Annotated in this window: 5 protein-coding genes and 1 pseudogene; 1 reads left to right on the top strand and 5 read right to left on the bottom strand. The window is 25.7% G+C overall.

All coding sequences use genetic code 11. The features are described from left to right. Positions 1-1997: 1997 nt before the first annotated feature. From ycaO to lon, 3 genes and pseudogenes are all read right to left on the bottom strand, one after another. Positions 1998-3756, bottom strand: a pseudogene (gene ycaO, locus K0T98_RS02435) (30S ribosomal protein S12 methylthiotransferase accessory factor YcaO). Between the two features lie 932 nt (positions 3757-4688). Continuing rightward, positions 4689-5003 carry an HU family DNA-binding protein gene (locus K0T98_RS02440; protein WP_225639683.1) on the bottom strand — a complete coding sequence of 105 codons (315 nt, stop codon included), beginning with the start codon at positions 5001-5003 and terminating at the stop codon, positions 4689-4691. Between the two features lie 191 nt (positions 5004-5194). After that, complete coding sequence (gene lon, locus K0T98_RS02445) at positions 5195-7549, bottom strand: endopeptidase La (protein WP_225639272.1); 2355 nt, start codon at positions 7547-7549, stop codon at positions 5195-5197. 388 nt (positions 7550-7937) lie between these two features. Between lon and ppiD the strand changes: the two genes are divergently transcribed. Further along, positions 7938-9815: a peptidylprolyl isomerase gene (ppiD, locus tag K0T98_RS02450; RefSeq protein ID WP_225639273.1), complete on the top strand. Its 1878-nt coding sequence runs from the start codon at positions 7938-7940 to the stop codon at positions 9813-9815. A gap of 112 nt (positions 9816-9927) precedes the next feature. Here ppiD and K0T98_RS02455 read toward each other — a convergent pair whose 3' ends face one another. Continuing rightward, positions 9928-11655 (bottom strand): SmdB family multidrug efflux ABC transporter permease/ATP-binding protein, encoded by a 1728-nt coding sequence (locus K0T98_RS02455; RefSeq protein ID WP_225639274.1) that lies wholly within the window; start codon positions 11653-11655, stop codon positions 9928-9930. Between the two features lie 16 nt (positions 11656-11671). After that, positions 11672-13420 (bottom strand): SmdA family multidrug ABC transporter permease/ATP-binding protein, encoded by a 1749-nt coding sequence (locus K0T98_RS02460; protein ID WP_225639275.1) that lies wholly within the window; start codon positions 13418-13420, stop codon positions 11672-11674. Between the last annotated feature and the right edge of the window lie 2692 nt (positions 13421-16112).

The following is a 16112-nucleotide window of genomic DNA, read 5'->3' on the forward strand; positions in this document are numbered from 1 at the left end:
CATTATATATTATATAACCTTAAAATAAAAATAAATTGACAAAATATAAAATAGTATTTTAGCTTACAGGGTAATTTTAATCATCTAGTGATCTATATAATTATATATATTAATTTGATCTTTTATTTTTAATTATCTAAAACTTAAAGGTAATGCTAAACATAAAATAAATAACTAATATGACATAATTAATTTTTATATTTGATGTTAAACATGTTTAACTAATTTACTTAAATTGGTAATACCTTATTAATAATTTATTTATAATAAATAATAAAAATAATAAAACTAAATTATACATAATAAATAACTGTGTATTAAATATAATATTTTATTATTATCTAATTTACTTAATATCTGGTAATAATAATATCTTTTTATTTATTATATTGAATTTAATAGATAACTAATATGATATAATGTATTTTTACTTTATTGCTTAACTGCTAAATATATAAGAAAATATTAGTATAAAATACTATAAAGTTATAAATAATATCTCTTTATTATAAAAAACTATCAGTAAATAAATATTAATTATGTTATATTATATAACAATATAAGTAACTTACAACACTAATATAGAATGATTAACCTAAGTCAAAATACTACTTATGCCCTAGTTATAAAAAGATCGGGTAACTTTAGCAATATAACCTTCAGGAAGAGATAGCACTTAATATACTATAATTTTAATATAATTAGTCAAAATCACTAATGTGATTATATATTTTTAATAAATCTTTATTAAAATATTGATTAATAAAATGACGATAAACAAATCACTGAGACATCTTAGATAAAAATATCTATATTTATCGCAAACAGAATATTACAAGTAAAATATAGTATCTATAATACTATGAATTAGTTTTAATAATTAAAAATATTTTTTGTAATTAGAGTAAATGATATCTAAGCAAGATAAAATTTTAAATATGTTTAAAATAATCACTAGATTTAGCTAGGAAAGAAAAAAATTTTACAGTGCCAATATTCTAAATATAGATAAGACTAAAAATATAAATCAACGTTAATGATAATAAAGAGAAAAATAAGTTTTTATTTAATTTACAGAAATATAATTAATTAAATACGATATTTAAATAATTTTTTTTTATATATTTTAAAAATACTTATTAAGTATTTCATGATATAGTAATTTTAACAAAAAATTTATTACTAGTAATTATTATAAAATATAGCAATATAAAAACATCAAGATTTTATCCGATTATATCGATTTTTATCTTTAACTCCTCTTATATCAACAGACATATTATAAACGAAGATAAATATTTTATTATATAGTTTAATATTTATCTTAAACAAGTTATTGTAGTTAAATTACTGATACTTTTGAGTAAATGATCAGTAGCAATCATTATCTTATCTTATTCATAGTAATATATTAGAAATTCTTTCGATTGTTATTATGTATTGATATATTTTAAATATTTAATTGGTGATATCCTATAGAATCTGTATTACTATTTTAATTTTTAATTATAAAGAAGAGCTTAAATATATTGTAAAAACTTTGACATTTCATAATCCTTTTATTAAAAAACAGAAATATTTATTTACTTATAAAAAATACGCTCATGTTATTACATAATTAAGACTTAGATCCTGTGGAATTAAATCATATATTAAGTTTTTTTTGTTGATAAATATCATATTTATCTTTTATGTAGATATACTTAATATATATAACATAAATAAAGTGAGTTTATTCACTAATAATCTAAGAAAAATTAAAAATTTCACTAAAAGTGAATATCAATAATATATATATATTTTAATATAATTTAGATATTAAAATACTCAGATACAATAAAAATAAAATAAGAATATTAGTACAATTTAATATGTTGATTCTTATATAAATATAATTATATAAAGTAAATTTTTTTAGAAAATTATTTCTATCATTAGAACTATAATGACTTTTTATTAACATTAAAGAAAATATTGTTTATACATGATAAAATATATTATATAGTCTGTTTTAGACATTTAGCAAATTGTATTTTTTGATAAGCATATAATAACGACTGATGTTTAGGTAACGATTTAAAATTATCATCTATTAATGTGAGACCATAAAAACGTTCTTTACCAAAAAAAATAGCTAAATTTTTTTAATATATCAGCACCATATATGCGACGGAATACAGGATAGTAATCTTCTGGATCTCGATCTTCTTCTCTACTAAGAAGTAATAAAGTTTTTAAACAACTATAAAAGTTCTTTCGCTCTAGGCTAAATACAGAAGAATTAAATTCCTGTGTCTATTCAGTCCAAATTAACGCTTGATTAAGATCTCCACCGGCTAAAGCTAGCATCGCCTTTAATTCACCGATGCGAAGAGTATACCAAATATTATTTTGACCTGTTGTAATATTTAATAGTTCTATAATGTGAGTACAGTCGTCTAAACATTCATAATCAAGCTGTCTAATGATTTTTAAGTACTCTTTTTGACTTAAATTTGATGCTAGTAGCTGAAATATCTGTGTACGTAGATGTGCACCCATATTATTATTGCTAATAATAAATCTTCTACAGGATAAATCTCAGACATTTTTGGCGCAATTATACGACGAATATAAATATTGAGTGCATTATAATCTGCTCTATAAACTTCTTTATTTTGCTTTGTAAGTATGTTTAGTAACATACTACATTCTTCTTTAGTAGTACCTTTAAAGGACCACTCAACAAATTTATAGTCTAAATTTTTCTTCAACATATTCCAAGAAATTAAGACACTTGAATCAATAAAATGTGTTTCTAAGTTATCATGATTACTAACTTCTTCTTTATTAAATGTTGGTTCAAAAAATACATCCATGGATTGCAAACTACGACCCTGAAACATCTCAGTAATAGTACGTTCTAATGCTACGCCAAAATTAGGGTGTGCTCTAAAAGCAGCATAGCAATGACTATTTACTGGATTAAATAAGATAGTACAAGTTACGGGATACTTTCCCTCTAGTGAAGCATCGTAAACTGATACTGAAAGACCTCCATGTTTTAATGCTAATATAGATTTAACTATTGTTGGATAGCGTTGTACAACTTTATTCGGTATTTCTAGTAAATAAATATATTTTGATAATATAATATTTTTAACATAACGTTCAAAAATTTCTTATATATCCTGAACAAGTGCTTCATTGCGTGTATTACCTGCAGACATACCATTAGATGCATATATATTATCAATAATGTTTATAGGAGTATAAATAACTTGTTTATCAGACTGACGTGTAAATAGTAATGTACAAATACCGCGTTTAATATTACCAAATTGAAGATCTATTAAAGACTGTGACCTTAAATATCCTTGAGGATTATAAACATTATGAAGATATGTGTCTAGCATGCCTTCCGGCAGAATATTATTATTAGTAATATTAAACCATTTTTCATAAGGAGAATGGACGAATTTACTTTTAGATATTTTACAACCAGGATCAAAATCCGCAAAAAATAATTAGTAGATAATCTTTCAAAAACTCACCCAAAGCAGAAGATAATGCAGATTTTTGACTAAGATCCTTTGCCATTGGCAGAACAAAGTTACACAATCTCTATCACGGATATTAACAGACCATACATAAGGAACAGGATGTAACCAAGAAATTTCTTCAATATTATAACCTAGGCCGAGTTAATTGGTATTGATAATATGCTATAGAGTATTCTAAAGAAGCGTCTTTACTAAAAGTATAAGTATGTGTCATTAAAATCATTTATTTAGTTACAAAAATAATAAAAAATTTTATGCTATTCTTAGGTCATTGACATATTGATGTGTAATAATTTATATATTAAAAATGTCAATTTTTATCCAATTTTTTGTATATAAATAATAAAAACACTATTATATTTTTATAATATAAATTTTCTAATAACACAAAAATAAAATTATTAAGTAATTTATTTTATAAAATAATTTCTCTCAACTATTAATTTATACTTACTACTATAATATTATAATTAAAATTATTAATATATACACACTTAAAAATAATATATATGATTGAGTAAGTTTATTTATATAAATATACTATATATAACTAAGAAGATCTAAAAAATAACTTTTTTAAATTGATAAAGATAGATTTTATAATCTATATATTATTAACTATTATTAATTAATATAGTAATGAAAATGAGGAGACAATATTAACATCAATATTTATAAATTAACATAAAGATAAAGAATTAATAATAGTTCGTATTATTAGATATAATATAAAATATATCTAATAACTGAGTTACTAAAAAAGCAAAATAACTAATACATTATTATGTAATATCTATTATTAAATAAGTATGATATCATAAAATTTTATATTAAGCTTTTTAATATACTTTAAAATACAATAGTTAGTAAATACTTCTATATTATGCCAAAAAACATAACGATTAAAGTAATCCAATATTAATAATAGTATTTTTATTTTAAAAATATGATTAAGAATTTTATTACCTAATTTAATCTTACTATCTTTCTATTTATAAATAAATAAATATAGAGGCAAAATATATCTTAAATTAATAATAATAAAATAGAATATTTTATATATCTATAGATAGAATCTAATAATATTTTCTTAATAGTAACATTTAATTACTATACTAAGTATAGTAATTAAATGTTACTATTAAACTAATCTTTTATATACGGTAAATTAACTGCTTCTTTAAGAGCCTTTCCAGCACGAAATCCAGGAAAATTAGCAGCAGGAATGATAATTTTCTTACCGGTTTGAGGATTACGACCAGTACGTGCAGAACGTTTACGCACTTCAAAAGTACCAAAACCTACTAAAGAAACAGAATCCCCACTCTGTAAAGAATTACTAACAGACTTAATTATAGTATCCAATACACGACCAGCAGCCGCTTTAGAAATACCCGCTCCTTCGGAAATCTTATTTACTAATTGTGATTTATTCACTCTTTTAACCTCTTTTAAAGTTATAACGTAATCAAATACTCCTTCACATGAGTATAGCTGAGCATTAGCTATGCTAATAACATTAATTAATGATTAACACTATTATACTATTATTGAAAAATTAACAATAATTCTCTAAATTAGTTGGAGAAAAGTTCTAAAAAACTGTATAGAATATCCAGTCTAATTATGTTAATAATTTTTATAAAATATGACTATTTAGTAGTTAATACCGCCATACCAAAAGGTGAATTCTGTAAAGATAAAGATAACACTTCATCAATTCTTTTTACTGGATAAATATCCAGATCAGCTAATACGTTTACTTGAATTTCTTCTAAATCACGCCTGTTTTCATCTGGAATTAGCACTATTTTAATACCACCGCGATGCGCGGCTAATAGTTTTTCCTTTAAACCACCAATTGGTAGCACTAAACCACGCAATGTAATCTCACCAGTCATAGCAACATCAGCGCGAACTGGGTTACCAGTCAAACAAGAAACTAAGGCAGTACACATAGCAATACCAGCACTTGGACCATCTTTAGGGGTAGCACCTTCAGGTACATGAACATGTATATCACATTTCTCGTAAAAATCAGGATTAATACCCAATCTTTCTGCACGAGCACGTACTACGGTAAGTGCTGCTTGAATAGACTCTTGCATAACTTCCCCTAGAGAACCAGTATAGGTCAGTTTACCTTTTCCAGGCACACAAGCCGTTTCAATAGTAAGTAAATCTCCTCCTACTTCAGTCCAAGCCAGTCCGGTTACTTGACCTACTCTATTTTCACTATCGGCATGTCCATAATCATAACGCTGTACTCCTAAGAAATTTTTTAAATTATTACCATTAATTTTTATATATTTAATAGATTTATCCATGAGTAAATTTTTTACTGCTTTACGGCATAGTTTAGAAATTTCACGCTCAAGACTACGTACTCCTGCTTCACGAGTATAATAACGAATTATACCATTAATGGCGCTGTCATCAATTGTTAACTCACCAGCTTTTAGAGCGTTACGTTCTAACTGTTTAGGTAATAAATGCTGCTTAGCAATATTAAGTTTCTCATCTTCTGTATAACCGGATAGACGAATGACTTCCATACGATTAAGCAATGGCGCTGGAATATTCATAGAATTAGAAGTTGCAACAAACATTACATCAGATAAGTCATAATCAACTTCTAAATAATGATCATTAAATGCAATATTTTGTTCAGGATCTAAAACTTCAAGTAACGCTGCAGCAGGATCTCCACGCATATCAGATGATATCTTTTCAATCTCATCCAGCAAAAACAGTGGGTTTTTTACCCCTACTTTTGCCATTTTCTGAATAAGTTTACCCGGCATTGAACCAATATAAGTCCTACGATGACCACGTATCTCTGCTTCATCACGTACACCTCCTAAAGCCATTCGGACATATTGACGACCAGTTGCACGAGCTATTGACTGACCCAGAGAAGTTTTACCTACACCAGGAGGTCCTACAAGACATAATATTGGACCTTTTATTTTACTGACACGACTTTGTACAGCTAGATATTCAAGAATACGATCCTTAACGCGTTCTAAACCATAATGATCTATATCTAAAATTTCCTGAGCCTTGTTTAAATCTTTTTTAACTTTATTGCGCGCATTCCAAGGAACCTGAATCATCCAGTCGATATAACTACGTACTACGGTTGCCTCAGCAGACATAGGAGACATCATTTTTAATTTTTTTAGCTCTGCTTCAGTTTTTTCACGAGCATCTTTTGGCATTCTAGCTACTTTTATTTTACGCTTAAGAGCTTCAAATTCATCTGGAGTATCATCCATTTCCTCCAGCTCTTTCTGTATAGCCTTCATTTGTTCATTAAGATAATATTCTCGTTGACTTTTTTCCATCTGTTTTTTAACACGATTACGAATACGTCTTTCAATTTGCAATAAATCTATTTCAGATTCCATTAATGTCATTAGGTAGTCTAAACGCTTGGTAATATCTGATATTTCAAGAACAACTTGTTTATCTTTTAATTTTAAAGGCATATGAGCTGCAATAGTATCTGCCAACTTAGCTGCATCTACAATACTATTAAGCGATGTTAATACTTCTGGTGGTATTTTTTTATTTAGTTTAATATAACTTTCAAACTGATTAATAACGGTACGCACCAATGCTTCTTGCTCATGTTCATCTATTTCTGTAATTGTGAAATATTTAGCTTGTGCAGAAAAATACTCCCCCCTATCTAATAGAGTAATGATCTGAGCGCGTTGAAGTCCTTCCACAAGAACTTTTACGGTACCATCAGGTAATTTTAACATCTGTAAGATAGAAGCAACGGTACCTACAGAGAAAAGATCATTTATCCCTATTTGATCCATTGAAGCTTCCTTTTGTGCAATCAGCAAGATCTTCTTATCATGATCCATTGCTGCTTCAAGACACTTGATAGATTTTTCCCGTCCTACAAATAATGGAATTACCATATGCGGATAAACTACTACATCTCGCAAGGGTAATACAGGAATTTCTATTTGTTCGGAATGCTCAAGATTCATAGAGCTCTCTCTTATTTTAGCTTCCGCTAAGTTATGATAGTTTATAACCGTTTTATATTTTAAACTGCATTTTATATCTGATAACATGGGGGGTGTTTATAATATATTCAACGCAAAATATAGATATAGCATAGAAAATATTTTAATATTAAAATATACTTTTAAGTATCTTTAGAAATTTAAAAAAAATATTTAATACCTCAGTTTAATATAGGTACATCTAATTTTATGGAATAGTTAATTACTATATTAGTAACATTAATAACTCAAATAGTTTTAACTTTATAACCAATATAGTATTATATTCATAAATATTTGCAACAAATGATATCATCTTAGTTAGAATTTTATATAATACTATTAAAGATAGTAAGGTATCCTATATATTATGATAAAAAATTTACGCACGGTATCTAATCAAGTTATGATTAGAATACTCCTTGTCCTCATCATTATCTCATTTATTTTTACAGGGATAGGAAGTTATTTTATTAGATACTCAAAGGAGTATGTAGCTATAATTAATGGTCAAGAAATTAGCCCTATACAACTTGAACAAGCCGTTAAAAATGTCTCTGATAATTTAAAAAAACAACTAGGAGATAAGTTTGTCATGTTAGTAAGGGATGAAGATTATATTAAAAATTTACGTAATCAAATTCTTAATCAATTAATTGATAATGTATTACTTGATCAATATGCCAAAAAAATAGGTTTTATAATTAACGATAAACAAGTACAAAAATTTATATGGGCTATACCTATGTTTCAGAAAAATAATAACTTTAATAATACAAAATATTTAAGAATAATTGATAGTATGGGATTAACTCCAGATAAATATGCACATCTTATTCGCCAACAATTAGTTCGACAAACATTAATTAAATCCTATACTGACACAGATTTTACATTACCAACAGAAATTAAAGATATCGCTGCTATAATCATGCAAAAACGCGATATACATGTAGCAAAAATTAATAGTAATTTATTCGAAAAAGAACAAAAAGTTACTAATGAAGATGTTCAAAATTATTACGAACAAAATAAATATAACTTTATTACACCTGAAGCAGTGAAAGTTAGCTATATAAAAATTGATATTACAATGGTTCAAGATAAAGTCACAGTTTCTGACGATGAAATTAAATCTTACTATCGACATCATCAATCTAACTACATCCAACCAGAGCGTAAAAAATATAGCCTTATTGAGGTAAAAACTGTAGAAGATGCAAGAAATATAATAAATGAATTAAATAATGGCGCAAATTTTGCTAAAATAGCAGCAGAAAAATCAATTGAAATTATTTCGAGAAAGAATAACGGTAATCTAGGTTGGCTAGAAATAAGCGAAACACCAGATGAAATTATAACAGCAAAATTAATGAAAAAAGGTCAAATATCTAAAATTATAAAATCAAAAAACCACTATTTTATTTTTCTTTTAAATAATATCAAACCAGCACAGACAAAACCTTTAACTAAAGTATATACTGAAATTAAGATTAAAATTAAAAAACAAAAAATAAGAGATGCTTTTTCTGCTTTGCAGCAAAAAGTACAAGAATCGGCTAGAATGCATGGTAATTCTCTTGCAGTAGCTGCGTCATCAATTGGCGTAAAAGCTGTAGAGACTAATTGGTTTATACACAATCACATTCCGGATGCTCTTAACTTCACACCAGTTAAAAAAGCGATATTCAAGGATACTATATTGTTTAAAAATAACTCACATATTAGCAATTTTGATATTATAAACGTTGAAGATGATCGTGCATTTATTATTTGTATTTCTGGTTATAAACCAAAAACTATAAAAGAAATAACTAAAGTAAAAGATCAAATTATTAAAATAATAAAACATCAAAAAGCTATACAAAAAGCATATAACGAGGGTAATAAAATACTCACTATCTTACAAACCGGTAAAGACTATAAAGTAATAGAAAAAGAAAAAGGTATTAAGTTTAGTGAAATGCAGACTGTTACTCGAAATTCTAAAGATCATCAGTTAACTGATGCTATATTTTCTTTACCTCATCCACAAAAAAATAAACCTGTTTATGGATTAATGAAAGATATAAAAGATAACATAGTACTGATGCAGCTAGATAAAGTTCAGGATCAACATTTAGTAGATAAACAAATAAAAGACCTTTCTTATCAGATACTAAAAAATAAAAGTAGTATTATATTTGACTCTTTAATAAATAATCTACGTGCTAATGCTGTAATTAAGTTAAATCCCGCTATATGTTAATAAAAGAAAAATACATATTAGCTATATATGGACTATTAATACAGTAAATTTTACTATATATACAAAATATATTATTTTTAAGCAAAAGGATTACATCTAATATTTTTTGAATTCATTGTAGTTTATGCATTTGATAATAAAATCCCTTTTTAGTTAATAGTTCTTTATGTGAACCTTGCTCTACCACTTGACCATGATTTAATACTAAAATAGAATCTGCATCTATAATAGTTGAAAGTCGGTGCGCAATAATAATTAATGTTGTTTGGTTACCAATCATATATAGTGCTTTTTGAATTGCCTGTTCGGTACCAGAATCTATATAAGCCGTCGCTTCATCTAAGATTAAAATCTTTGGCACTTTTACTAATACCCGTGCCATTGCTAGTAATTGCTTTTGACCCACAGACAGCTTAACACCCCTCTCTCCTAGATGCGTTTTTATACCTTGTGGCCAACTTCTAATTAGAGCTGCTAACTGAGTATCTTCTAGGGCTTTCCAAATTTGACCTGTATTAATATTTCTACCTAAAGTAATATTATACATTACTGATTCAGTTAGTATATTAGGTTCCTGTTGTACTATAGCTATACCCTCACATAATACTTTATGACTTAGAGTTGAAATAAGGCGTTTATCAATATATACCTCACCACTATTGACAGGATAGTATCCCATAAGTAAATTAGCTAATGTAGTTTTACCACTACCAGTATGACCTACTAGAGCAACAAATCCACACGAAGCAATATGCAAGTTAATATCCTGTAATACAGGTACTCCGTCTTGGTATGCAAAAGTCATATTTTTTATATCTATACAACCGCTTTGTAATGGTGTTATATCATCCCCATAGTGCTGTTGCACATTATCCATAAATTCAAAAATACGCTCTCCAGCTACAACTGCTTGCTGTATAATGGACTGCTGACTAGTAAGTTCAATTAAAGGCTCATTTAAGCGACTTAAATAATTAATAAACGCGTACAGGACACCTACGCTAACATAATCTATAGGATTAAAACTAAACATAATTAATAAACCACACAAAATCATGGCAGAAAAAAGATTTAATAATGGTCTCAATAAAAATCCTTCTAAACGCAGAATTTGCATACGGGCGTGATAATGTAAAAGGTTGACATACTTAATTTTTTGACTAAAACGATTCTGCTGGCAAAATTGTTGAATCACTTCCATACCATTAATAATTTCATGAAAACCATTATTAATATCTGCAATATAACTTCGTGTACGGCGCACAAAAGGTAGACTATAATGTCTGTAAACTATAATCACTATAATTACTGCCGGAAATATACAAATAGACATTAAAGTTATATGCCAATTTAACATAAACATAGCCACAAGAATTATTAAAATTAGCGTTGTACTTTTTAGTGTAGTGGCTATTACAGTAACATATAGATCTTTAATAACTTCAGTATCATTAGTTATTCGAGAAATAAGTTGCCCAACTGATTGATTATTAAATATTGAAATAGGTTGACATAAAGCAGCATCTATTAAATCTATTCTTAACTTTTGTACCATTCCAATGGCGGCTTTATTAAATAACAGTGATTGATTATACTGTAAACTAGCTGCAATAAAACCAAGAAATAAATATAAAAAAGCTAATAAAACTATTAATGTTAATTTTTGTTCATCCTGAAAAATAACATAATCAATAAAATAACTAATAATAATAGGACAGAATACTTCTGCGGATATTGCTATCCAAAGCATTAAGACAGCTATAGATAATGTTTTTTTATAAGGGATACTATATTTAAATAAACGTTTTAAAGTAGGATGTAAATATTTTTTTGTGTACATTATCTAACTTCTTGTATTAAGAACACGGTTCATTAAGCCTAGCTTCTATTTGCTGGAAATGATACATATCTTTATACCATCCATCTTGTTTACTAAGTTTACTATGTTGATTACGTTGAATTACTACTCCCTCTTTTAAAACAATAATTTCATTTGCTTTTGTAAGAGCAGAAAGACGGTGTGCGCTTATAATAAGCGTTTTGTCATAACCCCATTCACGCAAATTATGCAAAATATTATACTCTGTCTGATAATCTACTGCAGATAATGAATCATCTAAAAGTAGAATTTCAGAGTTCAATAACAACGCGCGGGCGATAGCAATACGTTGCTTTTGCCCGCCAGAAAGCATTATACCACGCTCACCTACTTCAGTTTGATATCCTTTTGGTAGGGATAATATATCTTCATGTATATTAGCTATCTTAGCTACACGTATAATATCACCCTGAGTTGCTTCTGGTTTACCTAGCGCAATGTTCATCGAAATAGAATCAGAAAAAAGAAATGGCATTTGGCTGACTACCGCTAGTCTAGAGCGCCATTCTTCTAAACGTAATTTACGTAAAGAAATTCCATGAAAATAAATTTCTCCTTTACTGGGATCAAACTGACGCTGAATTAGGGAGAGAAGGGTGCTTTTACCTGATCCTGTAGGACCGCATATTCCTAGTATTTGTCCTGGAGACAAGTTAAAATCAACATTATAAAGAACTGGGCAACTATCTTTCCTATAAGAAAAAAGCTTTACATGCATACTTAGTTTACCTCGTCCTTCTGGTAATGTTTTTACTCCGTCTATAATAGCTGACTGTTCTGAAAGAATACTACTAATACGACTGTAAGAGGCACTACCACGCTCAAGAATATTAAACATCCAGGCTAGTGCTAACATTGGCCAAATCATTAATCCTAAATACATTATAAAACTAGTTAATTGACCTAAAGTTAATTGATCATGCATTAGCATTATACTGCCCCCGCCAATTGCTAATAAATGTGAACAACTAATAGTTATATAAATAATTGGATTAAAACATGCATCAATTTTTGCTACATGCATATTACGCATACTTGCTTTTACCGCAAATTTTTTAAATCTGTTAGATTGATGGTTTTCAAGACCAAAAGATTTAATCATGCAAATACTAGTTAAGATTTCTTGAGTTTGAGAATATAATATAGAGAAAGCATCCTGAGAGGACTTAAATCTTGTATATAATTGGTTTCCCTGATGCTTAATGAGAATTTCCATAATTGGCATTGGTAGCAGAGATAAAATAGTAAGACCCCAACTAATCTGTGTGCTCATAATTAAGAATACTGACAATCCAATCACTAGCGAATCTATAAGAGTTAATATCCCCTCTCCTGCTGCAAATACTACATAATCAACGTCATTAGTAGCTCTAGCAATCAAATCTCCTGTATGATGACGCTGATAAAAATCCTGAGACTGATAACTCAGCTGAGTATAGTATTTTTTACGTAAATCAACAGCAAGTAGATAAGAAGCACTAAATAAAAGAATACGCCCAACATAACGAAGTAAATATACTATAACCGCAATTGCTAATAAAATAGAAATCCAGAATATAATAACCTTCTTAGGCATACATTGATTCAATACCCCATCAATTACAATACCTACAATATGAGGCGGTATAACTTGAAGAATGGAAATTATTATTAATAAAATTACAGACCCTAAATATCTCTGCCATTCACGAAGAAAATACCATCTTAATTGATTCAATAATCTCAAGTTTTTTATTCCATAACCTTATACATATTATTATTTATACAATAGTTCTTGAAGAACTATAACAGTCATACTAATAAAATATGTAATATCACAAATAAATCAGGTGTTTTACTACCACCTGATTAGATAAGTAGTTGTCTTGATAAATATACTGAATAATCTTATTACCAAGATAGACTAGTAATATAATCTATATGTCGTAATTTATTTATTTTATAAATAAGGTCAAACAATAATAGTTATTGATATAATATGGTGATATGATAAGTATCATAATACTTTAGGGTATTTCTAGCAAAATATTAACCATTTTAATTTCTACTACAATTTTTATATATTTGTGTATTAGTTAACTTAAACTCATAAAATATAAAAAATAAATACCTACATTAGATAATGTAGTAAGATTATTTATCTAAAATCATTAATCTATGATTATAATACTAATTAAATAAATTTTATAATTACTATAAAATTGTATTTACTTACTAAGTTGTGGTGAGTAATCTAAGAATTTACCTAAATTATTATGAATCACTCATCATTGTTAGGTAATTATAAGGATATACAATACAAAAAATAAAATGAAGCAACAAAGATATCAAATTACTAGTAAAATTACTACTTAAATTTTCTATTGCTTTAATACAACTCAATATTTCAATATCAGAGATATTTTTAATAGTCAATATAGCGAACTTTAATTCTAATATATTTTATTATAAAACTACGTAATGCAGTATTAAATAATTCTTTATGTTTTTTCTATTTTATATAATGTAATTTAACTATATATCTTAAAACTTTAAAATAGTATTACTAATAATTAAATTAATTAATACTCTAAATATAAATTTTTATCCTCATATGTATTGTTAACTACTGATCTAATGTATAATTTTAATTTAAGTAAATTGTATACTATATTTTATATCATAAAATAATTCTTATATCTTTCAAGAAGAAAGATAATAACAATTATCTATATTACAAGTATTAAAAGAAATAGTAAGAAATATATTTTATATAAACTTAAAAACTATAATATTGAGATATACTACCAATTTATATATTAATATAAAATTAGTTCTCTATAAGCTCAGCAACTAAAATATTGTATATATTATATATGATCTTTAATAATACTTCTCTTTAAAAATATATTTTTATTATTCATAAATAATAATATTTAAATATATCTCTAAGAATTTTAGATATTAATTCCTCTAAAATTTAATTTATTTAATAAATATTTAAGTTGTAGATATAATACAAAATAAATTAAAATAATTAGCATGATAATTGTAATTAAAAGTTTTTAATAATAAATCAAAACTTCTTAAGTTATAGCAATAATAATTTATTGTTTAACCTTATAAATAATTAATTAAAAAATAAACTAAACTTATATAAAATATTTAAAAATTATATATTTGCTATATAATTATACTAATTATTACAATTACGAAAGGAATTATAATTATTAAAAGTAGTACAATAAAGAATAGTAACATCCTGGATAATTTAACATAAAACTCTATGCTAATAGAGGTGTATACCCTATATTATAACACTAACTAATCCATCCTTAATTAAATATTAAAATATTTAATATATAACTATAATATGTACCCATTATTTATCTTTCCCTAAATATATATAAAAAATATAAAGTATATTTATTACTTTTCTTAGAAAGTAGCTAATAACTCTAGATTAAAACAAGCATATAAGTAGATTTTTATAAAAGATGCATAATAAATTTATTTTAAGTTAAAATTATTACAATATTGCTTAGATCTTTATACAAAATTAAATGGGACAATTATTGTTTTATTCATAAATATTACAATAATATATTTATTAGAGCGATAATATTTTTTATCAAAAAAGTAATATATAAATAAATTAAAAAAATTTAATATTTAACTTAAAATATTATCTGATAATTTTAATTGTATAAAGATACTGATCCGTTGTTTTTAATTAAAAGGTAGCATAATATACAAAGAAAATATAATAAATATTTGTAATATACAATTTACTATATTAATATTAAATATAATAATATTAATAGCATATTTAATTACTAATAGCTTATAATGCAAAAGAATATAAAATATATCTAAATTGGTATAATATTTTTCTGTATTTATTATGTCCTTACTTGCTTACTCTTTGATTAATATAATATTAAAACATAAATATAATATAAGAAAACACTTTTATAGTAATAAAACTGAAAATATACTCTAAAAGTATCAGGAAAAATTAAGTAATATAATTTTATTTTATATTTGATTATATCAATCACATCTAATTATATATTACCTCAAAATAAATTTTACATCTAACTTTTAATCATTTAATAATACCACAATTAAATAGTGAATTGTTAGTAAAATTCTTAATAAGCTTCATAGCTTAATAGCTTAATAGCTTAATAGCTTAATGAAAAATTTTAAGCGATTACTACAGAAAAATATTCTATTATATAAATTTTTTTATAAAAAATTATACAAAATAAAATTAGAAACTTATCTATAGTATAATACTACAATACTAATAAAAATAATAAAAAAGCAAATAAATATCTAAAAGGTAGAGATAAAATATAAAAAATTATTTATTGTTTTTGCATATATTATATAAAGTCAGAATATTTAATATAGAAAAATATATTAAAATAATG

This window comes from Candidatus Profftia sp. (ex Adelges kitamiensis), from assembly GCF_020342455.1.
GTDB lineage: Bacteria > Pseudomonadota > Gammaproteobacteria > Enterobacterales > Enterobacteriaceae > Profftia.